The following is a 21,416-nucleotide window of genomic DNA, read 5'->3' as shown; positions in this document are numbered from 1 at the left end:
CGCCGCCGTCAGCGACGTCTTGCCGTGGTCGACGTGACCAATCGTGCCGATGTTGCAGTGCGGCTTAGTCCGCGCGAATTTTTCCTTGGCCATGGCCGTGTCTCAGTCCTCGACAGCCGGACGACGCCGGCAAGGGTGATCAAACGGGCGTGCGATTAGAGCGTTTTGCCCGAAACCGCAAGCGCGACGCACGCAAACGCGCCCGACCGCAGGATCGCCAGTTCTCATGAGGGTGAAGATTGGAGCGGGTGAAGGGAATCGAACCCTCGTATTCAGCTTGGAAGGCTGCTGCTCTACCATTGAGCTACACCCGCCCGCGGCGCGGTTTATGCCGCGTCTGGCCGCCCTTGGCAATGGGGGACGATCGTCCCGGGCCGAACTCCCCGGCCCGTCGGATCGCACCGGCGAAGCGCGACCAGACACGCGCCGCTTCACGCCGCCAAAGGATGCTCGTCGTCATGGTCGGGAAGGGAAATGGTGGAGGAGGTAGGACTCGAACCTACGAAGGCTTAGCCAGCGGATTTACAGTCCGCCCCCTTTGCCGCTCGGGACACTCCTCCACGCCCGAATCCGTGCGCGAAGGAACGCTACACGAGACGCGGAACAGTCGCACCGCTCGGGGTCCGTCTGCGGGGCGTCTTATGGTGGCCGCTCGCCGCACTGTCAACACTCAAAAGACGAAGCCAAGGACGCGGCCGGGATTTTCCCCAAGCCCCTCCACGGCGCCGTTCACGCGGCCGACGTTTCGACCGCGGGTCCCGCGCGCCCAGCGAGGACTCCGGCGCCGACGCGATTCGACGCGGAGCCATGCGACGACTCCGTAAGCGCCCGCTGCGCGACGACGACGGCTTCGTCAGGAGCGGCCGTGGCCCGCGCCGTTGCGCCGTGACTGGGTCCATGCCACACCCGGGCGCGAGGAGAACGACATGAGCAAACGCGGTTCGGGCAGACCACCGCAGCGGCCTGCGGCCGCCCAGGGCGGCTGGGACCCCCGCAAGGAGAGCCGCGGCCGCCCGAAGGACGACGGCCGCGCGGGTCGCCCAGGGCGTGGGGCGGACGCCCGGCCCGGCCCGGAACGCGCGCCAGCGGGGCGGGACCCCTCGGGTCGCGACGCCGCGCGGCCGCGCAGGCCGGAGCGGGAGCAGGCCCCGCACGGGCGCCAGCGCCTCTATGGCTTCCACAGCGTCGCCGAGGCGCTGGGCAATCCGCGCCGGAAAGTCCATGCGGTCTTCGCGACCGAGAACGCGGCGCAGCGCCTCGCCCTCATGGTCCCGGATCCCAAAGTGGCGCCGGCCATCGTGGGCCCGGAGCAGATCGACCGCATGGTGGGCGAGGACGCCGTCCACCAGGGCGTGGTCGCCGAGGTCGAGCCGCTTCAGCCGCTGGACATCCACGACCTTCCGGAGGACGGGCTGGTGCTGGTGCTGGACCAGGTCACCGACCCGCACAATGTCGGAGCCATCCTGCGCAGCGCCGCGGCCTTCGGCGTCACCGCGCTCGTGATGACGGACCGGCATAGCCCGGAGGCCGTCGGCGTGCTCGCCAAGACGGCGTCGGGCGGCCTCGAGCATGTGCCGATCATGACCGTGGGCAACCTCGCCCAGGCCCTCACGGTGTTGGGGGATCTCGGCTATTGGCGCATCGGGCTGGATTCCGAAGGCCCGGTCGTCATGGAGCAGGCGGTCGCCACGCGTCCCATCGCGCTGGTGCTCGGCGCCGAGGGCAAGGGCCTGAGGCGCCTGACGCGCGAACGCTGCGACGCGCTCGCGCGGCTGGACATGCCGGGCGCGATCAAGAGCCTGAACGTCTCCAACGCCGCCGCGGTGGCGCTCTACGCCATCACGAGGGCGCTCGGCCCCGCGGTCTGAGACTGGTGCGGAGCGCCTGCTTTCAGCGCGCCGGGACGGCGATGATCCGCGGGCCCGCGCGGCCGCTGGCGAAGCCCTGGTCCACCCCGACCGTGACGATGCGCGCCGACGGCGCGACGCCGGCGCGGGCGGCCGAACGAGGCGGCGCGCCGCCAAAGCCGTCGTCGAACGCATAGAAGACCGGCGCCGCGGCTTCGGCGCCGTGATAGCCCGCGACCCTCGGCAGATCGAACTTGGTGGGCAACTGCAACTCCGGCGTGGCCCCGAGGAGGCGTCCGTCGAGCAGGCCCGCCCCATAGGCCGGCGCGGCCGGACCGTAGCCGTATCCATAGCCGTATCCATAGCCGTATCCGGCGGCGTCGTAGAGGCCCCAGGCCCGGTCCCGGCGACCGGGACGGCCATGGTCGTGGCGCCACGCCTGCCGGCCATGGCCCCAGCGCGTGCGATCCCACCCCGGCCCGGCTTTGCGAAGGGCGACCGCCGCGCCAGGCCGGACCGGCGTGACGGATCCCGGCGCCGTGGCGGACGTGCGGACCAAGATGGAGCGCCCCGGGCCGGAGCCGGCCTGCGCGGGAATGGCGGCGAAGGCGGCTGCGGCCGCGAGGGTCGATGCTCCCAAGATGAAACGCCAAGTGGACTTCATCGAGTGACTCCTGAACGCAACGCCGCACATGTCTTAACAAATAGTGTATGAACGCCTGAGTTCCCAGCGTTTTTTCCGTTCGGCCCGACTGGCCGCCTGCCGCGGCGGGCCCGCCGCGGCTTTGGCGCGGATGCGCCTTTGCAAGCAAAACCATAGTCGCAAGACCAAAGCACGGCTGATCCGCCGCCGGTTCTCGGTCTATAAAGCCGAGACGGGCGGAGTTTCTGCCGAAGATGATCGTCCTTGAGGACGGTCCCGCCGCGGCCGAAGCGCCCCCTCTTCTAGACGAAGGTTGAATCCCGAGCTTCGTCGGGCTCCTGTATCGTTCAATCAACGGCCTCGGTGTGTGAATCCGAGTCGAACAAGAACAACGAAGCACCCGACCGGCGCGCCGGCGGGCGACTTGGGACAACGGCGCCGCTGCGGCGCATGTGGGGGAAAGAACCGGTTTGCGCTCCGTGGAGGCGACCGTGAACAACTTGGATCGCCAGATCTGTTTGGCGCGCTCTCGTCGGCGCGCCTGGCGGACGCACGCGTCCCGCAGACTGGCATGGGGAAAGCAAGGAGTAGGGCATGACCATGGCAGCCGCCCCCGCTGGGGCAGAACGCGTGAGGCCGATGACGGCCGACGAAAAGCGAGTGATCTTCGCATCCTCGCTGGGCACAGTCTTCGAGTGGTACGACTTCTACCTTTACGGGTCTCTCGCCACGATCATCGGCGCGCAGTTCTTCAGCCAGTTCGATGAATCGACCCGCAACATCTTCGCGCTGCTGGCCTTCGCGGCCGGCTTCATCGTCCGCCCCTTCGGCGCTCTGGTGTTCGGGCGCATCGGCGATCTCGTCGGGCGCAAATACACCTTCCTGGTCACCATCCTGATCATGGGCCTGTCGACCTTCATCGTCGGCCTGCTGCCCAGCTCGACCTCCATCGGCATCGCGGCCCCGATCATCCTGATCGGCCTGCGCCTGCTGCAGGGCCTCGCGCTCGGCGGCGAGTATGGCGGCGCCGCCACCTATGTGGCCGAGCACGCCCCGCAGGGCCGCCGCGGCTTCTACACATCGTGGATCCAGACGACGGCGACGCTCGGCCTGTTCCTGTCGCTGCTGGTGATCCTGTTCACGCGCACCATCGCGGGCGAGCAGGCCTTTGCGGCCTGGGCCTGGCGCGTGCCGTTCCTGGTCTCCATCGCCCTCCTCGGCATCTCGGTCTGGATCCGGCTGCAACTCAACGAGTCGCCCGCCTTCCAGAAGATGAAGGCCGAAGGCACCGTGTCGAAGGCGCCGCTGTCGGAGGCGTTCGGCCAGTGGAAGAACATGAAGGTCGTGATCATCGCGCTCGTCGGCCTCGTGGCCGGCCAGGGCGTCGTCTGGTACACGGGCCAGTTCTACGCGCTGTTCTTCCTGCAATCGATCCTGAAGGTCGACGGCTACACGGCGAACCTGCTGGTCGCCTGGTCGCTGCTCATCGGCACCGGCGGCTTCGTCCTGTTCGGCTGGCTGTCGGACAAGATCGGCCGCAAGCCGATCATCCTCGCCGGCTGCCTGCTGGCCGCCCTCACCTACTTCCCGCTGTTCACGGCGCTCACCAGCAGCGCGAACCCGATGCTGGAGAAGGCGATCGAGACCGCCAAGGTCCAGGTCGTGGCCGATCCGGCTGATTGCGGCGACCTGTTCAACCCGGTCGGCACCCGCAAGTTCACGTCGTCCTGCGACGTCGCCCGCGACGCCCTCGCCAAGAGCGCCGTGAAGTATTCGACCACGGCCGGCCCGGCCGGGCAGCCCGCCAAGATCAACGTCAACGGCACGGACGTGGCCGTGTTCGCGGACGGCAAGGCTTCGCCCGACCTCACCAAGAACCTGACGGCCGCCATCGTGGCCGCCGGCTATCCGAAGGCGGGCGATCCCAGCATCGTCAAGATGTCGCATCCGTTCGACATCTTCCGCCCGCAGCCCTTCAAGGTGATCGCGATCCTGTTCGTCCTCGTCGTCTATGTGACGATGGTGTACGGCCCGATCGCGGCGGCCCTGGTGGAGCTCTTCCCGACCCGCATCCGCTACACCTCCATGTCGCTGCCCTACCACATCGGCAACGGCTGGTTCGGCGGTCTTCTCCCCGCCACGGCCTTCGCCATGGTGGCCCAGACCGGCGACATCTATTACGGCCTCTGGTACCCGATCGTGATCGCGCTGGTCACCTTCGTGCTCGGCCTCATCCTGGTCCCCGAGACCAAGGACCGCGACATCTACGCGGACGACTGATCGGCCTGGCCGCGGGCGGATCTCCCGCCCGCGGCTCATCCCGGCGAACATCCATGAAAAAAGGCCCCGCCAGTCCGGCGGGGCCTTTTTTCGTTCAGGACGAATCGCGGTTGCGGCTCAGTAGTCGCAGACGGTCTGGCGGCGGACGTCCCAGCCCCAGCCGGGGACCCAGACGCGCCGGCGCGTCTCGTAGCACTGGTTCACGGGCTCCGCGTAGGCCGGCGCGACGTCATAGGCCGGAGCGCCATAGACCGGAGCCGCGCCATAGACGGGCGCGGCATAGGCCGGGCGCGAGCCGCCGATGGCGGCTCCGAGCGCCAGTCCGCCGACCGCCCCGATGGCGGCGGCCGCGCCGGGGTTGAATCCGCGGCGATGGCCGTAGCGGTAGTAGTCGGCCGACGCCGGCGTGGCGGTGGCCGCCACCGTGGCCCCGATCGTCAGGGCCGCGAGCGCTCCGGCGATGATGCGATGGTGTCTCATGCTGTGCTCCACTGTCCGCCCCGGGCGCCCTTCCGCATCGCGGCGGTCGGCCCGGAACCGGTCAACCAATGGCCAGCACCCTAGAGCTTGAGGTCTGAACCCTGCATGAATGGTCTGAGGCCGGATTGTGGCGGGCACTCCCGCTCGCCCGTCTCGGCGTCCCGCAGGCGCTCCCGTTCGAGCCGCTCGCGCTCCACGCTCTCGACCATGATGCGTTTGGAATCCGCGATCACCGTGTGCGCGCGGTCGCAGGCGGCCTGGATCTCGGCGATGAGGTCCCTGGCCCGCTGTATCTCCGCGCGCGAGTCGATGACTTTCTTGATCGAACGCATGGGCCAGCATAACGCAGCTCGCCGGCGGTCCAGCAGGAAAGACGCCAATTCCCACCCCATCCGGCCCGATTGCAGTGATACGGAGGCAGCGCCGCCCGGGGCGTCCCGCGCAGATTTGAGTGGCGTACCTCAAATTCTGAGGTAAGGTCTTCGGCAGGCGGGAAACGCCACTTTCGGGGAGGACGCGATGAGCATTCTGAGGCGCGCCGCGCTTGCGGCGGCGGGGCTTGTGATGGCGGCCGGCGCAGCCGCCGCACAGACGACCGTGAAGTGGCTCCACATCGAGGTGAACCCCAACCAGGTGAAGATCTGGGAGGAGGTGGCGCGGGACTTCGAGGCGAAGAACCCCGGCGTCAAGGTCGAGATGCAGTTCCTCGAGAACGAGGCCTACAAGGCCAAGCTGCCGACCATCCTGCAATCCAAGGATCGCCCGCACATCATCTATAGCTGGGCCGGCGGCGTGCTGAAGTCGCAGGTCGAAGCCGGCGTGCTGGAGGACCTCACGGCATCTATGCAGGGGTATAAGGATAACCTTGCGCCAGCAGCCGTCGCGGCCTTTACGGTGAACGGCAAGATCTACGGCGTGCCGCATGCGCAGTCGCAGGTCGGCTTCATGGTCAACAAGGAGCTCATGGCCAAGGGCGGCGTCGATCCGGCCTCGATCAAGACCTGGGACGACCTGCTGGGCGCCGTGAAGAAGCTCAAGGCCGCCGGCGTCACCCCGATCGTGGCGGGCGGCGCGGACAAGTGGCCGCTGCACTTCTACTGGACCAACCTCGCCGTGCGGCTCGGCGGCAAGCCGGCCTTCGAGGCCGCGCTGAAGGGCGAGAACGGCGGCTTCGCAGGGCCGGTGTTCCTGAAGTCGGGCGAACTCTTCAAGCAGCTCGTCGACCTGCAGCCCTTCCAGAACGGCTTCCTGGGCTTCAAGAACCCGCAGGCGGTCGGCGCCTTCGGCGACGGCAAGGCCGCCATGATCCTGGCGATCAGCTCGTTCTATCACACGCAAAAGGCGCTCGCGGCCGACAAGAAGGGCATCGCGGACGACAATATCGGCTGGTTCGACTTCCCGACCGTTCCGGGCGGCCAGGGCGACCCGACCGACACGCTGGGCGGCATCAACGGCTGGCTCGTCACCAAGGGCGCGCCCAAGGAGGCGGCGGCCTTCCTGAAGCACTTCGTCTCGCTCGACGTGCAGAAGCGCCTCGCCGCCGGCAACTTCCTGATCCCGACCTTCAAGGGCGCCGAGGAAGGGCTCGCGAGCCCCTTCATGCGCCAGATCGCCGCGAACCTGGCCAAGTCGAAGTACCACCAGAACTTCTACGACCAGGATCTCGGCCCCAATGTCGGGCGCGTCGTGAACGACGCCACGACCGAGATGGCCGGCGGCAGCATGGACGCCAAGCAGGTGGCCCAGGCGATCCAGGACGCCGTGAGGCAGGGCAATTGAGCGCGTCGTGGGAGGCGGCGGCCCCGCCTCCCCGCCTCCCACGGCCCTTGCCCAAGGACAAACCCATGTACGCCACCGCGGCGCGCCGCTCGATGCGGTCCGGCAAGCTCACCGCCATCGCGCTGTTCCTGCCTCCAGCGCTGCTGCTGTTCACGATCTTCGTGGTGCTGCCGATCGCCGAGGCGGCCTGGTACAGCGGCTACAACTGGAACGGCTTCGGCAGCCCGAAGAACTGGGTCGGCTGGGACAACTACCGCTTCGTGTTCGAGACGCGGGCCTTCGGCCTGGCGCTGCGCAACAACCTTCTGATCATCGCGGTGTCGCTGCTGATCCAGCTGCCGCTGGCGCTGACCCTGGCGCTGCTGCTCGCCGAGAAATTCCGCGGCGCGGTGGCGCTGCGCATGCTGTTCTTCATGCCCTACATCCTGGCCGAGATCGCCACGGGCCTGATCTTCAGCTTCGTGTATGACGGCGACTATGGGCTCCTGGCCGCCATCTACCGCCAGTTCGGGGCCGAGGCGCCGCATCTGCTGGCCAGCCCGCAGACCTCCATGCTGGCCGTGCTGATCGTGGTGGTGTGGAAGTATTTCGGCTTCCACATGATGCTGTTCATCGCCGCCCTGCAGGGCATGGACCGCAATCTCATCGAGGCCGCGCGCATCGACGGCGCCAGCCGCTGGCAGACCGTGCGGCTGATCATCATTCCCCTGCTCTACCCGACCATCCGGCTCTCGGCCTTCTTCGCCGTGGTGGGCTCGCTGCAGCTCTTCGACCTCGTGATGCCGCTGACGCGCGGCGGCCCGGCCGATAGCTCGCAGACGCTGGTGAGCTTCCTCTACAGCTTCGGCGTGATGCGCATGCGGGTGGGCTTCGGCAGCGCGGTGGGCGTCATCCTCTTCGTGATCTGCGTCACCTTCGCGTTCACGTACAAGCGGTGGTTCATGCGCGATGAATAGCTCCTCGCCCGTCGTCGGAAAGCCCTTCGATCCCGCCGCGCTCTACAAGGGCCTGTTCCTGGCGGTGATCGTGGTCTTCGTCGCCACGCCGCTGATCGCCACGCTTCTGGGCGGCTTCAAGTCGCTGGGCGAGCTGCGCACCAACCCGTTCGGCCTGCCGCAGGTGTGGGAGTGGGAGAACTACGCCGGCATCCTGCGCTCGCCGCGCTACTGGATCCTGCTGCGCAACTCGCTGGTGATCTCCAGCCTCACGGTGGTGCTCACCCTGATCGTCGCCTCCATGGCGGCCTTCGTGTTCGCGCATATCCGCTTCTTCGGCAGCGCCATGCTGCTGAACTACATCACGCTGGGGCTGCTGTTCCCGGCCGCAACCGCCATCCTGCCGCTGTTCATCAAGGTCCGGGACCTCGGCCTGCTCGACAGCTATTTCGGCGTGGTGCTGCCGCAGGTCGCCTTCGCGCTGGCGATGAGCATCCTCTTGCTGCGGCGCTTCTTCCGCGACCTGCCGGTGGAGCTGCTGGAGGCCGCGCTGGTGGATGGCTGCAGCTACATCAACTATTTCCGCTACGTCACGCTGCCGCTGTCCCGGCCCATCCTGGCCACCGTCGGCACCATCGCGTTCGTGAATTCGTGGAACGCATACCTGGTGCCGCTCGTGATGCTGAACAGCGACGAGCGCTATCCCTGGCCGCTCGGCATCATGATCTACCAGGGCGAATACTCGTCCGAGTGGCACCTGATCCTGGCCTTCATCACCCTCACGATCCTTCCCACCATCCTGCTGTTCCTGCTCGCCCAGAAGCACATCGTCGCCGGCCTCACGGCCGGCGCGGTGAAGGGTTGAGCAGACACTGAATCGGAGCAACCCATGAGCAAGACCGGGATCGGCGTCATCGGCTGTGGCAACATCAGCCAGAAATACATGACCGCCATGCAGCAATTCCCCAATATCGAGCTGCGCGCCGTGGCCGACATGCGCCAGTCCGTGGCGGACGTGCGCGGCCGCGAGTTCAACGTCCCGGCCATGCGGGTCGACCAGCTGCTGAAGCGCGACGACGTCGAGATCGTCGTCAACCTGACGGTGCCGCTGGCCCACACGGACGTCAGCCTTGCGGTGCTCAACGCCGGCAAGCACGTGCATTCGGAGAAGCCGCTCGGCGTCAACGTCGCCGAGGCCCGGAAGGTGATGGACCTCGCGGCGCAGAAGAACCTCCGCGTCGGCTGCGCGCCCGACACCTTCCTGGGCGGCGGCCATCAGACCGCCCGCAAGCTCATCGACGACGGCGCCATCGGGACGCCGGTGGCGGGCTCCGCCTTCTTCATGTGCCCCGGCCATGAGCGCTGGCATCCCGCGCCCGGCTTCTACTACCTGCGCGGCGGCGGCCCCATGCTCGACATGGGCCCCTACTACATCACCGACCTGATCCAGCTGCTCGGTCCCATCGCGTCCGTGATGGGCTCCGTGGCGACGCCCCGCAAGGAGCGGCTCGTCACGAGCGAGCCGATGAACGGGACCATGATCCCCGTGGAGGTCGCCACCCATGTGGCCGGCACGCTGGAATTCGTCTCGGGCGCCCTCGTCACCATCGCGATGAGCTTCGACGTGCCCAAGCACCGGCACACGCCCATCGAGATCTACGGCACGAAGGGCAGCATCCTGGTGCCCGACCCCAACCGCTTCGGCGGCGAGGTGCAGGTGGCCAAGCTCGGCGGCGACTTCGAGGCCATGCCGATCACGCACGGCAACGCCGAGGGCGAATACCGCTCCATCGGGGTCGCCGACATGGCGGCCGCCATCCAGAACAACCGGCCGCACCGCGCCAGCGGCGCGCTGGCCCTGCACGCGCTGGAGGCCATGGAGGCCTTCCAGACGTCCTCGGATGAGGGACGTCGCGTGAAGCTCGAAACCACCGTGGAGCGCCCGGCCATGCTGCCGCCGGGCCTGCCCACCGGCCAGCTCGATTGAGGATCACGACCATGCGGACTGCGATGATTGTCTGGGGCGGCTGGGCGGGCCACGACCCCGATCTCTGCGCCTCCATGATCCGGGGCTGGCTGAAGCGCGAAGGCTTCGAGGTGCGGGTCGAGACCAAGACCGAGGTCTTCCTCGACCCCGCCATCAAGGACTACTCGCTGATCATCCCCATCTACACCATGGCGAAGATCGAGAAACCCGAGGCCGCGGCCCTGTGCGAGGCCGTGAAGGGCGGCGTCGGCCTCGCCGGCCACCATGGCGGCATGGGCGACGCCTTCCGCGAGGCTGTCGACTACCAGTTCATGTGCGGCGGCCAGTGGGTCGCGCATCCGGGCAACATCATCGACTACAAGGTCGACGTGACCCGGCCGGACGATCCCATCATGGCCGGCATCGAGAGCTTCGAGCACCGCTCGGAGCAGTACTACATGCATGTCGACCCGGCCAACGAGGTGCTGGCGACGACGACCTTCACGGGCGAGCATGCGCCCTGGATCGACGGCGTCGTGATGCCGGTGGTGTGGAAGAAACGCTTCGGCCAGGGCCGCGTCTTCTACTCGGCGCTGGGCCACCGCGCCTATGAGCTCGACGTGCCGGAGATCCGGACGATCATGACCCGCGGCCTCCTGTGGGCGGCCCGCTGACCTCATGACCGAGCATCGCCTCCTGCGCCGATCGACCCTGGAGGACGTCGCCCGGGAGGCCGGCGTCTCCCTGGCCACGGCCGACCGGGTAGTGCATCGACGGGACGGCGTGCGGGAGAAGACCATCCGGCGCGTCGAGGCGGCGATCGCCAAGCTGGGCTACCGGCCCAACGCGGCGGCCGCGATCCTGTCGCGCAACAGGACCTATCGCTTCGCCTTCATCCTGCCGGAGAACTCCAACGCCTTCATGGCCCACCTGGCCGAGCAGGTCGGGCGCACGTCGGAGTGGCTGGCCCAGCAGAACGGCTTCATCGACGTCCTGCGCGTCGATGTCTTCGACCCGGTGAAGCTGGCCGATGCGCTGTGGAGCCTGCCGCGGCTTTACGAGGGCGTGGCGGTGGTGGCCCTGGACGACGCACGGGTGCGCGCCGCCATGGACGACCTCGTCGCCCGCGGCGTCCATGTCGTCACGCTCGTGTCGGACGCGCCGGGTTCGCGGCGGCCGAACTATGTCGGAATCGACAACCCCGCCGCCGGCCGCACGGCGGGCTCCCTGATGGGCCGCTTCCTGCACGGCCGAGAGGGTTCCGTGGGGATCATCACCGGATCGCTCTCGCTGCGCGACCACGCCGAGCGGCACTTCGGTTTCCGCCAGGTTCTCGCCGCCGAATATCCCGACCTGCTGGCGCTTCCGCCCGCCGAAGGCAGGGACGACAGCGAGCGCAACCATGAGATCGCCCGGGCCCTCCTGGCCCAACACCCCGATCTCGTCGGCCTCTACAATGCGGGCGCGGGCAATGAGGGCATCGCCGCGGCGCTGCGCGAGGCCGGGCGCCCCGGCCACATCGTCTGGATCGCGCACGAGCTGACGCCCGACACGCGCCGTCTCCTGCTCGAAGGCACGATCGACGCCATCATCAACCAGGACGCCGGGCACGAGGCCCGCTCCGCCGCCCGCATCCTGCTCGCATTGTGCACCGGCCAGCTGATCTATCCTGACCAGGAACGGATCCGCATCGAGATCTTCCTGCGCGACAACCTCGCCTGATAGACGGCGCCGCGCCCGCGCGTCGTCGGCGCGTGTCATCATCGCCCGGCTCGAGCGGGCACACCTCGCCTCCGTGTCGGCGGGGCCGGACCGTGCGACTCCAGCCGAGAGCCTCGATCCCGTCCCGACTTGATCCTTCGCATGGACGCCGCGGCGGCGAAGCGGAATGGTGATCCAGCCGGCGCCCGCGTCCCCCCGACCTCCCGACGGCGCCCAGGCCGGACACCATGCGCCGCGACCTGAGCGGAACGCCCGCAATCTTCGCCGTCCCGTCCGAGGAGGACCGACATGCATCCGCTGCACCGGGAAGCCCACCTGATCCAGCGCATCGGCTGGCTGCGCGCCGCCGTGCTCGGGGCGAATGACGGCATCATCTCGACCGCGAGCCTGATGGTGGGCGTGGCGGCCGCCGCCGCCGGCCCGAGCGAGGTGATCGTCGCGGGCGTTGCGAGCCTGGTGGCAGGGGCCATGTCCATGGCGGCCGGCGAGTATGTCTCGGTCAGCTCCCAGTCGGACACCGAGGAGGCGGACATGGCGCGCGAGCGACAGGAACTCGCCTCCACGCCGGAGGCGGAGCTCGACGAGCTCACGCAAATCTACGTCGAACGAGGCGTCGAACCGGCCCTCGCTCGCCTCGTCGCGGTACAGATGACCGCAAAGGACGCCTTCGCAACGCATGCGCGCGACGAGCTCGGCATCGCAGAGCATGGGGCGGCCCGGCCCGTTCAGGCCGCGCTCACGTCGGCCGCGACCTTCGCGACGGGAGCCGTGCTGCCGCTGGCGCTGGCCGTCCTGGCGCCGGCGCCATGGACGAGCGTCGCGGTGTCCGGCGGATCGCTCGCGGGCCTCTCGCTGCTGGGCGGGATCGGAGCGCGGGCCGGCGGCGCCGGGATTCTCCGCCCGACCCTGCGGGTGACCTTCTGGGGCGCCGTCGCCATGGGCGCGACGGCCCTGATCGGCGCTCTCGTCGGACGCGCGGTCTGAACGGCGACGCCCGATCCGTCCTGAACAGATCGCCCACCTCGATCGGCGCAACGACATGCCGCGCCTGCCGCTCGACATTGGCGATGCAGTTCCGCAGGCGGCGGACGAGCAGGCTCGCCGGGTTCATCCGACTGCTGCGGCGCGCTCTTGACGAGCGCGGGCCGGCGCACTGACGCGGCGGCCGGAGGCTCAGGCGCATTGACGGTCAGGTCGCGCCTTGTCTGGGTCGAGCCCAACCGGGGCTGCCAATGACGCGTGTGCTCACGAGCCTTTTGAGACCCTCCAGGGTGGTGAGCAGCGCGATGGCGGCCAGCGCGGCTGCGGCGAGGTCGTCGGCATGCAGGGGGGCGAAGCGGAACAGCGAACGCAGCGGCGGCCACATGAGGAGGCAGGACAGAGCCACCGCGACCGCGACGAGCACGGCCAGCAAGGCCCAACTGGGTCGTCGCAGCGCCCCGAGCAGGGAGGCCGAGAACGAACGGTTCGCAAAGACGAGCGCCAGGATGGAGAGCACGAGGGCTACGAAGGCCGCGGCCCGGACCTCGTCGGCGCCCATGCCCCGCGCCGACGAGAGCCAGACCACGCCGGCGGTCGCCGCGAGGGCGAGCACGCCTTGCAGCAGGCCCCCCACGATCAGTCCAGGCGTGAACAGCGGCGCATCTGGATTGCGGGGCGGACGGCGCATCACGTCATTCTCTTCCGGCTCCGCTTCGAAGACGAGCGAACAGATCGGATCGATCACCATCTCCAAGACGGCGATATGCACGGGCCCGAAGAGCGGCGGCCAGCCGAGCAGCAGCGGCGCGAGCGTCAGGCCGGCGATCGGCACATGCACTGCGAAAATGAAACCCATGGCCTTGCGCAGGTTGTCGTAGATGCGCCGACCGAGGCGCACGGCCGTCGCGATCGCGCCAAAGTCGTCGTCGAGCAGAACCAACGCGGCGGCCTCCCGGGCGACGTCCGTCCCGCGCCCGCCCATGGCGATGCCGATGTGCGCGGCCTTGAGCGAGGGCGCATCGTTCACGCCGTCGCCGGTCATGGCGACCACCTCCCCGTTCGCCTTGAGGACCTGGACGATGCGCAGCTTCTGCTCCGGCATGATGCGGGCGAACACGGTGGCGGTGCGTACCCGTTCTTGCAGCGCCTCGCCATCGAGCGTGGCGAGCTCCTCTCCGGTGAGAAGGATCCCATCGGCCAAGCCGGCCTGGCGCGCGATGGCCCTTGCGGTCGAGGGGTAGTCGCCGGTGATCATGACGACCCGTATTCCCGCCGCACGGCATTCAGCCACCGCGGCGGGAACAGCGGGGCGTAGCGGGTCCTCCAGCCCGACCAGGCCCAGCAGGGTGAAGCGGAACGCCGTCTGGGCGTCGGGTAGGTCACCAGCCTCCCACGTCGCCATGGCGACGCCGAGCACGCGCCGTCCTCCGGAGGCCATGGCCTCCACGACGTCGGTGAGGAGTTTCATCTCACTGTTCCCGATGCAGCACAGGCGGGCGACGGCCTCGGGAGCGCCTTTGGCCGCGGCGATGCAGCCGGTCGCCCGCGGCGTCCGCCAGACCTGCGTCATGGCGAGCAAATCCGGGCGCAGTGGATAGGAGCGGACCAGTTCGGCCGAAGGGGCGCCCTCCCGACGCAGCGCGTGGAAGGCAATCTCCATGGGATCGGTCGGGTGCGGCGCGCTCGCCAGAGCCCCCGCTTCGATCACGGCCCCTACGGCGGGATCCTGAGACTCGGGCGCGTGGGCGCTTCCATCGGCGAGACGGATCTCGGCGATGCTCATCCGGTTCTCCGTGAGGGTGCCGGTCTTGTCGGTGCACAGCACCGTGGCGGATCCCAGGGCTTCAATCGCGGCCGCGCGTCGGGTCAGCACCCGAGCCCGGGATATCCGCCAGGCGCCCATGGCCATGAAAACCGCAAGGACGACCGGGAACTCCTCCGGAAGGAGCGCCATGCCGAGCGCGATCCCGGCCAGAACGCCGTCGAGCCAGCTTCCGCGGGCCAAGCCATAGACAATCACGACGAAGACGCACACGGCGGAGCTTACAACGGCGAAAACGCGCACCACGCGCCCGGTCTGGACCGCCAGGCGCGGAGCCTCCGTCTCCAGGCCGCCCAGGGACGCGCCAATGCGGCCAATCTCGCTGCGAACGCCGGTGGCGGTGACTTGGGCCAATCCAGAACCGCGCACCACCAGAGTCCCGGAGAAGACCATCGGCAGATCGTCGCCGCCGGGACGGCCGGCAAAGCTCTCGTTGGCTGATGCGGGCCGCTTACGGACCGGAACGGATTCGCCAGTCAGGAGCGACTCGTCGACCTGCAGGTCGGACGCCTCGACCAGCACCGCATCAGCTGGCGCGCGGTCACCCTCCGCCAAGACCACGATGTCGCCGTGGACCACCTCGCGACCAGCGACGCGGACGCGTTCGCCGTTGCGGATGACGAGGGCGCGCGGGCTGGTGAGGTCACGCAGGGCTTCAAGAACCCGTTCGGTGCGGCTTTCCTGAACGATCGTGATCACGATTGAGAGCGAGGCGAAGGTGGCCAGCATCACAGCCTCGACCGCGTCGCCAAGCAGCAGATAGGCGATCGCGCCGACCGCAAGCAACGCCAGCATCGGTTCGCTCAGGACGTCACGCACGATCCGAGGGAGGCTGCGGCGGCCGGATCGGGGCAGCTCGTTGGGACCGTCTCGCCGCAGCCGCTCCGCGGCTTCCTGGGCGGTGAGACCGTCATTTGATGCCGCCGTCCTCATCATTGAATCGCCCTTGAGATGTGAGGCGTTGGTATTGTCTTCAGTCGCAAGACAGGGTGGCTTGCCCGGTCGACGGCGCACCTGTCGGTCTTGCGATGCGGAGTAGATGTCCCAGACGGCACGAAACTCGCGGCGATCACCGGCCTGACGATGAAGCCATGCAGGCCGAACGTCTCGATGCCGCCCAATGTCGAGATGAGGACGACGTAGTCCGGCATCTTGGTCGCTTGCCCGACCAGAAACGGGCGGACCGAACGCCGCTCCTCGAGGCCGGGCCATGTCGCCCATCTTTGAACGCGCGGCTTGCGAACTGGAGCCGCGCGCCCGCTTCGTGGTGAACGTGGACGACAACCCGGCCGCGGCCGCCCGTCTCGGCGTTCGGGGCATTACGGCGCTATTCGCCCCGAAGAGCGGGACGGCCCATGCCCATCCTGCCGGCGTCGTCGGTTCCAAGCTCTTGGCCTCGTGGGTCGATCACCTCTCACGACCCCCAACCTGAGCGAGCGAAGTCGTCGGTCCTGGCGAGGCTCCAAAAGACAAGCTGCACCCTCGCAAGTCGCGGCAGGACTTTATCCTGTCTGTCATCGAAGCCTTCGACAAGCTCGCCGTCGCAACGGAGGAATGACAGCACGAGGCCGCCGGAGAAGCGTAAGGATCACGCTTGTATAATCGTGATTTCGAATATACGATACAGACAGTCGCCGCTGCAGTGCAAAGGGTGGTGCGGCTCACCCGCAACGTAAACTGGTCTTCTTCAGGCAAGTGGGTGCACGCCGCCAAGATCGGCTTCGAGCGCTACTTCCTGCGAAAGATCAGGCAGGGCAAGAGCGAAACCTTCTATGAGAAGCTTGCGCTCGACATGCTCGGCATCAGCAAGCTCAAGGAAATCCACGACGAGGTGGCCTGACGGCCGCCTCACGCTCCAATCAGGGGAACCCGCATGTCCATTGATCGCGCCGTCCTCGTGTTCGCCGGATGCATGGTGCTGCTCTCGGCGGCGCTCGTCTATTTCGTGTCGCCCTGGTTCCTGTTGTTCACCGCCTTCATTGGCGTGAACATGATCCAGTCGGCTTTCACGGGCTTTTGCCCAGCTGCTCTCCTGTTCAAGGGGCTGGGCTGCCGCGTGGGCGAGGCGTTCCGCTGAGCCCGGACCAAGCCTGTCCGATCAGGCCCTGGCCCGCGCTTCGCGGGCCGGGTCTTCTGCGGTCGGCGCCGGGCAGAAGGTCTGCTGCAGCACGTCCATCACGCGCACCACCCGTTCGTCGGCCAACGCGTACCAGATCGTCTGGCCGTCCCTGCGGGTCCTGACCAGGCCATCCTTGCGCAGCAAGGCGAGGTGCTGGGAGACGACGCTCTGGCGCACGCCGAGCTGCTCGGCCAGCTCTCCGACGGAAGCCTCCCTGCTCAGGATGCTGCACAGGATTCGCAGGCGCACCGGGCTCGCGAGCGACTTCAGGAATTCGCTGGCCTCGTCGGCGGCGGCGGAAAGGGCTTCGATGTCCATGATCATGGGTTGCATAATTGCGGATGTTCGAATATATGTCAATCACTGACGGGCTCGCCCCGTTAGCCGCTGCTGCACCGAATAGCGCATACCGAATCGATGGAAAGATATCATGCGGAAAGCCCCTGCTGCCGCAGCGATGCTGCTCGTTCTCGTTCACTCCGCCGCGGCCGGCGAGGTCGTCGTGCAACCCACGACCGTGCAGGACACCAAGGCCGTGTTCGGCCAGGTCCAGAGCCGCGACACCGTGCCGGCCCGCGCCCGGATCGGCGGAACGTTGATCTCCCGCAGCGTCGAGGAGGGCAGCGCCGTGAAGGCGGGCGACGTGATCGGTGTCGTCGGCGACGAAAAGCTCGCCTTGCAGCTCCAGGCCACCGACGCCCGGATCAAGGCCCTGCAGGCGCAGCTCGATAACGCCAAGGTGGATGTCGAGCGCTCGCAGGCGCTGATCAGCCGCGGCGCCGAGACCCAGAGCCGCCTCGACCAGCTGCGCACGGCTGTGAACGTCTTCACCAACCAGTTGGAGGCGTCCAAGGCCGAGCGCGCCGTCATCGTGCAGCAGACGACCGAGGGTCAGGTCCTCGCGCCGAAGGATGGCCGCGTGCTGACCACGCCCGCCGTGCCCGGCTCCGTGATCATGCCCGGCGAACCCGTGGCCCGCATCGCCTCGGGCGGCTACTACCTGCGGCTCGCCTTGCCGGAGCGCCATGCGGCCCATGTGAAAGTTGGCGATCCAGTCCGCATTGGCGGTCGAGGCCAGGGGGCGAACGCGAAGGCCGGCGCCGGGCGGCAAGGCCGCATCGTCAAGGTCTATCCCGAACTCGAGGGCGGCCGCGTCATCGCGGATGCCGAGGTTGACGGGCTCGGGGATTTCTTCGTGGGCGAGCGCGTTCCCGTCTGGATCACCGTGGCGGAACGGCAGGCCCTGCTGGTTCCCGCCGCGGCGGTCGCCACCCGCAGCGGGGTCGACTATGTCCGCGTCGCCGGCGAAGGCGGCGCGTTGGACGTTCCCGTCGTCGTTAGCCCGGCGCGGGACGGCCGCGTCGAGGTGCTCTCCGGCCTTCGCGCCGGAGACCGCGTGGTGACGCCATGAGCGGGTCGGTTCCCACTCCCCATCGGCTCGGCCTGGCGGGCTCGCTGACGCGCTTCTTCATTCGGTCGCCGCTCACGCCCCTGTTCCTGCTCGCCTCCTTCGCTCTCGGCCTCGTCGCGCTGGTCACGCTGCCGCGCGAGGAAGAGCCGCAGATCTCCGTGCCCATGGTCGACATCATGGTGCGCGCCGACGGCCTCAGGGCCGAGGACGCGGTGAAGCTCGTCACCGAGCCGCTCGAGACGATCGTCAAGGCCATCAACGGGGTCGAGCACGTCTATTCGCAGACGAAGGACGACGCCGTGATGGTGACGGCGCGCTTTCTGGTGGGGACCAGCTCCGACGCCGCGATCCTGCGCGTTCACGAGAAGATCCGCGCCAACATGGACAGGATCCCCGTAGGCATACCCGAGCCGCTCATTGTGGGGCGCGGCATCGACGACGTCGCGATCGTCGTCCTCACGCTCACGCCGAAGCCGGAGGCCGCGGCCCGCTGGGACGCCAACGGCCTCACCCGCGTGGCCCGCGAGTTGCGCGTGGCCCTCTCCAAACTGGACGATGTCGGGCTTTCCTACATCGTGGGCGAGCAGCCCGAGGAGATCAGGATCGAGCCGGACCCGGAGGCGCTCGCGCGCCAGGGCGTCACGCTGCAGCAGCTCGCCGCCAAAATCGAGGGAGCCAACCGCTCCTTCGAGGCGGGGCAGGTGCGCGAGGGCGGCCGCCAGCTGGCCCTTGTGGCCGGCCAGACCCTCCAGGGTGCGGACGAAATCGGCAACCTTCTCGTTACCACCCGCGACGGCCGCCCTGTCTATGTCCGCGACGTCGCCCGCGTCACCCTGGAAACGTCGCCCGCCGAGACGCGCGTGTCGAGCATGGTGCGCGACGCCAAGGCCGAGGGCGGCTTCGCCAGGACGCCGGCCGTCTCGATCGCGCTGGCCAAGCGGGCCGGGGCCAACGCGGTCGTGATTTCCGAGCGGATCGTGGAGAGCGTCGCCCGGCTCAAGGGTTCGCTGCTCCCGCCCGACATCGAGATCGCGGTGACCCGCAACTACGGCGAGACGGCCAACGAGAAGGCGAACGAGCTCCTGTTCCATCTCGGCCTCGCCACGATCTCGATCGTGCTGCTGGTGGCCGTCGCCATTGGGTGGCGCGAGGCGCTGGTCGTGGCGGTGGTCATTCCGACCACCATTCTGCTGACCCTCTTCGCCGCCCGGCTGATGGGTTACACCCTGAACCGCGTCAGCCTCTTCGCGCTGATCTTCTCCATCGGCATCCTCGTCGACGACGCCATCGTGGTCATCGAGAACATCGCCCGGCACTGGGCGATGCGGGACGGGCGCCCGCCGGCGCAGGGCGCGATCGACGCGGTGGCGGAGGTCGGCAACCCCACCATCGTGGCGACGCTCACGGTCGTGGCGGCGCTGCTGCCGATGCTCTTCGTGTCCGGGATGATGCGCCCCTATATGAGCCCCATCCCGTCCAACGCCTCGGCGGCGATGATCTTCTCGTTCTTCGTCGCCGTGATCCTGACGCCTTGGCTGATGGTCAAGATCGCCTCGCGGGCGCTGGCCTCCGGCGGGACTGAGATCGGCGCCGCCGCATCAAATGGCCAGAGCCATGGCCATGAAGAGGTTGGGCGGCTCGGCCGCATCTATCTCGCCGTCGCCAAGCCGATCCTCGCCTCGAAAGCGCGGGCCTGGCTGTTCCTGGCTGTCGTGGGCGCGGCCACGGTCGGCTCGCTGGCCCTGTTCGCCGTCAAGGGCGTCACCGTCAAGCTGCTGCCCTTCGACAACAAGGCGGAGCTGCAGGTCGTGGTGGACCTGCCAAAGGGCGCCTCGGTGGAGGACACCAACCGCACGCTGCAGGAGATCGCCAACCGCCTGGGCGCGGTCCCCGAGGCAGTCTCGTTCCAGACCTATGCGGGCGCGGCCGCGCCGTTCAACTTCAATGGCCTTGTCCGCCATTACGCGCTGCGCACGTCGCCGGAGATGGGCGACGTCCAGGTGAATCTCGCGCCGAAGGACGCCCGCAAGCGCGCCAGCCACGATATCGCGCTCGACTTGCGCCGCCGCCTCGCCGATCTGCCGGTCCGGGCCGGAACCGCGATCAAGGTGGTGGAGCCGCCCCCCGGTCCGCCCGTCCTCGCCACGCTCCTGGCCGAGATCTACGGGCCGGATCCAGAGACCCGGCGCGCCGTCGCCGCGAAAGTGCGGCAGGCGTTTTCCTCCGTGCCCTTCATCGTCGACGTGGACGACAGCTTCGGCCAGCCCGCCCCACGGCTTCGGGTGAGGCTGGACCAGGACAATCTCGAATATCATGGGGTGGAGCAGCGCGACGTCTATGACACGCTGCGCACGCTCGAGAGCGGCGCCATGGTCGGCTATTCCCACCGTGGAGGCGGTCGCCAGCCCATCCCGATCCGCCTGGAGCTGTCCAAGGCCGCCCGGGTCTGGGGCGAGCGCGCCCTCACCACGCCGGTCCCGGCCAACGCCCTGCCGGGCAATCGCACGGTCGTGGAGCTCGGCGATGTCGTCAGCGTGACGACCGAGCCGTCCTCCTACCCGGTCTTCCGCCACAATGGCCGCGCCGCCGAGATGGTGACCGCCGAGCTCGCCGGGGCCTTCGAGGCGCCGATCTACGGCATGCTCGCCGTCAACGACGCTCTCGACAAGCTGGACTGGGGCGGCCTGGCGAAGCCCGAAATCGCCCTGCACGGCCAGCCCCTCGACGAAGGCAAGCCCGTGCTGCTGTGGGACGGCGAGTGGGAGGTGACCTGGGTGACGTTCCGCGACATGGGCGGCGCTTTCATGATCGCCCTCGTCGGGATCTACATCCTCGTGGTCGCGCAGTTCGGATCGTTCAAGCTGCCGCTCGTCATCCTGACGCCGATCCCGCTCACATTCATCGGCATCATGCTGGGGCACTGGCTGTTCCACGCGCCCTTCACGGCGACCTCGATGATCGGCTTCATCGCGCTCGCCGGCATCATCGTGCGCAACTCCATCCTGCTCGTGGACTTCATCCGCCACGCCGACCGCGCGGGCCGCAGCTTGCGCGAGATCGTGCTGGAGGCCGGCGCGATCCGCTTCAAGCCGATCCTGCTCACGGCCCTGGCCGCCATGATCGGCGCGGCCGTGATCCTGGCGGACCCGATCTTCCAGGGGCTGGCGATCTCGCTGCTCTTCGGCCTCGCCTCGTCCACGCTGCTGACCGTCTTGGTCATCCCGGCGATCTACATCGTCCTGCGCGGCGGAACGGGACTGTCGGCGCCGGCTTGAGGAGAGCGTCGAAATCCAGCATCACCGCAAGCCCGTTCGGCGGATGGAAAATCGTAATGGAGAATCTTTTCTTATCAAATGGTGCCGGTGGAGAGGATCGAACTCCCGACCTTCGGTTTACAAAACCGCTGCACTACCGCTGTGCTACACCGGCCC

General features: G+C 68.3%; 19 protein-coding genes, 3 tRNA genes and 1 pseudogene. 13 read left to right on the top strand and 10 right to left on the bottom strand.

Annotated features, from left to right (window positions below):
- The 3 genes from ACYVO7_RS21915 to ACYVO7_RS21905 all read right to left on the bottom strand — a co-directional run.
- Positions 1-93, bottom strand: a 93-nt coding sequence (locus ACYVO7_RS21915) for a GTP-binding protein (protein ID WP_139221393.1), incomplete at its 3' end; no start/stop codon positions are given.
- Positions 94-240: 147 nt separating this feature from the next.
- Positions 241-314 (bottom strand) — tRNA-Gly (locus ACYVO7_RS21910).
- A gap of 161 nt (positions 315-475) precedes the next feature.
- A tRNA-Tyr gene (locus tag ACYVO7_RS21905) sits at positions 476-560 on the bottom strand.
- Positions 561-926: 366 nt separating this feature from the next.
- On the opposite strand from ACYVO7_RS21905, the gene rlmB reads away from it, so the two are divergent.
- Positions 927-1,868 (top strand): 23S rRNA (guanosine(2251)-2'-O)-methyltransferase RlmB, encoded by a 942-nt coding sequence (gene rlmB, locus ACYVO7_RS21900; protein WP_460451905.1) that lies wholly within the window; start codon positions 927-929, stop codon positions 1,866-1,868.
- 22 nt (positions 1,869-1,890) lie between these two features.
- Here rlmB and ACYVO7_RS21895 read toward each other — a convergent pair whose 3' ends face one another.
- Positions 1,891-2,511 (bottom strand): hypothetical protein, encoded by a 621-nt coding sequence (locus tag ACYVO7_RS21895; RefSeq protein ID WP_460451904.1) that lies wholly within the window; start codon positions 2,509-2,511, stop codon positions 1,891-1,893.
- A gap of 573 nt (positions 2,512-3,084) precedes the next feature.
- Here ACYVO7_RS21895 and ACYVO7_RS21890 point away from each other — a divergent pair.
- On the top strand, positions 3,085-4,770 hold the full coding sequence (locus tag ACYVO7_RS21890) for an MFS transporter (protein WP_460451903.1): 1,686 nt from the start codon (positions 3,085-3,087) through the stop codon (positions 4,768-4,770).
- A gap of 117 nt (positions 4,771-4,887) precedes the next feature.
- Here the strand turns inward: ACYVO7_RS21890 and ACYVO7_RS21885 are convergent, their stop codons facing one another.
- Both ACYVO7_RS21885 and ACYVO7_RS21880 read right to left on the bottom strand, forming a co-directional pair.
- Positions 4,888-5,250, bottom strand: coding sequence for a hypothetical protein (locus tag ACYVO7_RS21885; protein WP_460451902.1), 363 nt, complete (start codon positions 5,248-5,250; stop codon positions 4,888-4,890).
- Positions 5,251-5,330: 80 nt separating this feature from the next.
- Positions 5,331-5,630, bottom strand: coding sequence for a hypothetical protein (locus ACYVO7_RS21880; protein WP_460451901.1), 300 nt, complete (start codon positions 5,628-5,630; stop codon positions 5,331-5,333).
- A gap of 139 nt (positions 5,631-5,769) precedes the next feature.
- Here ACYVO7_RS21880 and ACYVO7_RS21875 point away from each other — a divergent pair, with 139 nt between their 5' ends.
- From ACYVO7_RS21875 to ACYVO7_RS21845, 7 genes are all read left to right on the top strand, one after another.
- A complete protein-coding gene (locus tag ACYVO7_RS21875; protein WP_460451900.1) occupies positions 5,770-7,029 on the top strand; it encodes an extracellular solute-binding protein in 1,260 nt (419 codons plus the stop codon).
- A 65-nt stretch (positions 7,030-7,094) separates the two neighbouring features.
- Entirely contained in the window at positions 7,095-7,985 is an 891-nt protein-coding gene (locus ACYVO7_RS21870; protein ID WP_460451899.1) for a carbohydrate ABC transporter permease, read from the top strand.
- Positions 7,978-8,829 carry a carbohydrate ABC transporter permease gene (locus ACYVO7_RS21865; protein ID WP_460451898.1) on the top strand — a complete coding sequence of 284 codons (852 nt, stop codon included), beginning with the start codon at positions 7,978-7,980 and terminating at the stop codon, positions 8,827-8,829. The genes ACYVO7_RS21870 and ACYVO7_RS21865 overlap by 8 nt, the downstream gene beginning before the upstream one ends.
- A gap of 24 nt (positions 8,830-8,853) precedes the next feature.
- Entirely contained in the window at positions 8,854-9,951 is a 1,098-nt protein-coding gene (locus ACYVO7_RS21860; RefSeq protein WP_460451897.1) for a Gfo/Idh/MocA family protein, read from the top strand.
- A gap of 11 nt (positions 9,952-9,962) precedes the next feature.
- A complete protein-coding gene (locus tag ACYVO7_RS21855) occupies positions 9,963-10,604 on the top strand; it encodes a ThuA domain-containing protein (RefSeq protein WP_460451896.1) in 642 nt (213 codons plus the stop codon).
- A gap of 4 nt (positions 10,605-10,608) precedes the next feature.
- A complete protein-coding gene (locus tag ACYVO7_RS21850; protein WP_460451895.1) occupies positions 10,609-11,652 on the top strand; it encodes a LacI family DNA-binding transcriptional regulator in 1,044 nt (347 codons plus the stop codon).
- 288 nt (positions 11,653-11,940) lie between these two features.
- Positions 11,941-12,636 (top strand): VIT1/CCC1 transporter family protein, encoded by a 696-nt coding sequence (locus ACYVO7_RS21845; protein ID WP_460451894.1) that lies wholly within the window; start codon positions 11,941-11,943, stop codon positions 12,634-12,636.
- A gap of 205 nt (positions 12,637-12,841) precedes the next feature.
- Here ACYVO7_RS21845 and ACYVO7_RS21840 read toward each other — a convergent pair whose 3' ends face one another.
- A complete protein-coding gene (locus tag ACYVO7_RS21840) occupies positions 12,842-15,388 on the bottom strand; it encodes a cation-translocating P-type ATPase (RefSeq protein WP_460451911.1) in 2,547 nt (848 codons plus the stop codon).
- Positions 15,389-15,457: 69 nt separating this feature from the next.
- Positions 15,458-15,639, bottom strand: a pseudogene (locus ACYVO7_RS21835) (AI-2E family transporter); the annotation flags it as partial.
- 410 nt (positions 15,640-16,049) lie between these two features.
- Between ACYVO7_RS21835 and ACYVO7_RS21830 the strand changes: the two are divergent.
- Positions 16,050-16,295: a hypothetical protein gene (locus tag ACYVO7_RS21830; protein WP_460451893.1), complete on the top strand. Its 246-nt coding sequence runs from the start codon at positions 16,050-16,052 to the stop codon at positions 16,293-16,295.
- A gap of 33 nt (positions 16,296-16,328) precedes the next feature.
- Entirely contained in the window at positions 16,329-16,532 is a 204-nt protein-coding gene (locus ACYVO7_RS21825; protein ID WP_460451892.1) for a YgaP family membrane protein, read from the top strand.
- 21 nt (positions 16,533-16,553) lie between these two features.
- Here ACYVO7_RS21825 and ACYVO7_RS21820 read toward each other — a convergent pair whose 3' ends face one another.
- On the bottom strand, positions 16,554-16,898 hold the full coding sequence (locus tag ACYVO7_RS21820; RefSeq protein WP_460451891.1) for an ArsR/SmtB family transcription factor: 345 nt from the start codon (positions 16,896-16,898) through the stop codon (positions 16,554-16,556).
- 106 nt (positions 16,899-17,004) lie between these two features.
- On the opposite strand from ACYVO7_RS21820, the gene ACYVO7_RS21815 reads away from it, so the two are divergent.
- A complete protein-coding gene (locus tag ACYVO7_RS21815) occupies positions 17,005-17,985 on the top strand; it encodes an efflux RND transporter periplasmic adaptor subunit (protein ID WP_460451890.1) in 981 nt (326 codons plus the stop codon).
- Positions 17,982-21,260: an efflux RND transporter permease subunit gene (locus ACYVO7_RS21810; RefSeq protein WP_460451889.1), complete on the top strand. Its 3,279-nt coding sequence runs from the start codon at positions 17,982-17,984 to the stop codon at positions 21,258-21,260. The genes ACYVO7_RS21815 and ACYVO7_RS21810 overlap by 4 nt, the downstream gene beginning before the upstream one ends.
- Positions 21,261-21,339: 79 nt before the next feature.
- Here ACYVO7_RS21810 and ACYVO7_RS21805 read toward each other — a convergent pair.
- A tRNA-Thr gene (locus tag ACYVO7_RS21805) sits at positions 21,340-21,414 on the bottom strand.
- Positions 21,415-21,416 lie beyond the last annotated feature (2 nt).

Source organism: Alsobacter sp. SYSU BS001988 (genome assembly GCF_054796215.1).
The sequence above is the reverse complement of the archived record's forward strand: the minus strand, read 5'-3'. Positions and strand labels throughout refer to the sequence as shown.

What these genes read in the sequence shown, in the direction of transcription:
- ACYVO7_RS21870 (WP_460451899.1), top strand. Translation starts at nt 7,095, where the DNA reads ATGTACGCCACCGCGGCGCGCCGCTCGATGCGGTCCGGCAAGCTCACC.
- ACYVO7_RS21855 (WP_460451896.1), top strand. Translation starts at nt 9,963, where the DNA reads ATGCGGACTGCGATGATTGTCTGGGGCGGCTGGGCGGGCCACGACCCC.
- ACYVO7_RS21895 (WP_460451904.1), bottom strand. Translation starts at nt 2,511, where the DNA reads ATGAAGTCCACTTGGCGTTTCATCTTGGGAGCATCGACCCTCGCGGCC.
- ACYVO7_RS21845 (WP_460451894.1), top strand. Translation starts at nt 11,941, where the DNA reads ATGCATCCGCTGCACCGGGAAGCCCACCTGATCCAGCGCATCGGCTGG.
- ACYVO7_RS21875 (WP_460451900.1), top strand. Translation starts at nt 5,770, where the DNA reads ATGAGCATTCTGAGGCGCGCCGCGCTTGCGGCGGCGGGGCTTGTGATG.
- ACYVO7_RS21890 (WP_460451903.1), top strand. Translation starts at nt 3,085, where the DNA reads ATGACCATGGCAGCCGCCCCCGCTGGGGCAGAACGCGTGAGGCCGATG.
- ACYVO7_RS21825 (WP_460451892.1), top strand. Translation starts at nt 16,329, where the DNA reads ATGTCCATTGATCGCGCCGTCCTCGTGTTCGCCGGATGCATGGTGCTG.
- ACYVO7_RS21860 (WP_460451897.1), top strand. Translation starts at nt 8,854, where the DNA reads ATGAGCAAGACCGGGATCGGCGTCATCGGCTGTGGCAACATCAGCCAG.
- ACYVO7_RS21865 (WP_460451898.1), top strand. Translation starts at nt 7,978, where the DNA reads ATGAATAGCTCCTCGCCCGTCGTCGGAAAGCCCTTCGATCCCGCCGCG.
- ACYVO7_RS21820 (WP_460451891.1), bottom strand. Translation starts at nt 16,898, where the DNA reads ATGATCATGGACATCGAAGCCCTTTCCGCCGCCGCCGACGAGGCCAGC.
- rlmB (WP_460451905.1), top strand. Translation starts at nt 927, where the DNA reads ATGAGCAAACGCGGTTCGGGCAGACCACCGCAGCGGCCTGCGGCCGCC.
- ACYVO7_RS21885 (WP_460451902.1), bottom strand. Translation starts at nt 5,250, where the DNA reads ATGAGACACCATCGCATCATCGCCGGAGCGCTCGCGGCCCTGACGATC.
- ACYVO7_RS21810 (WP_460451889.1), top strand. Translation starts at nt 17,982, where the DNA reads ATGAGCGGGTCGGTTCCCACTCCCCATCGGCTCGGCCTGGCGGGCTCG.
- ACYVO7_RS21840 (WP_460451911.1), bottom strand. Translation starts at nt 15,388, where the DNA reads ATGAGGACGGCGGCATCAAATGACGGTCTCACCGCCCAGGAAGCCGCG.
- ACYVO7_RS21850 (WP_460451895.1), top strand. Translation starts at nt 10,609, where the DNA reads ATGACCGAGCATCGCCTCCTGCGCCGATCGACCCTGGAGGACGTCGCC.
- ACYVO7_RS21815 (WP_460451890.1), top strand. Translation starts at nt 17,005, where the DNA reads ATGCGGAAAGCCCCTGCTGCCGCAGCGATGCTGCTCGTTCTCGTTCAC.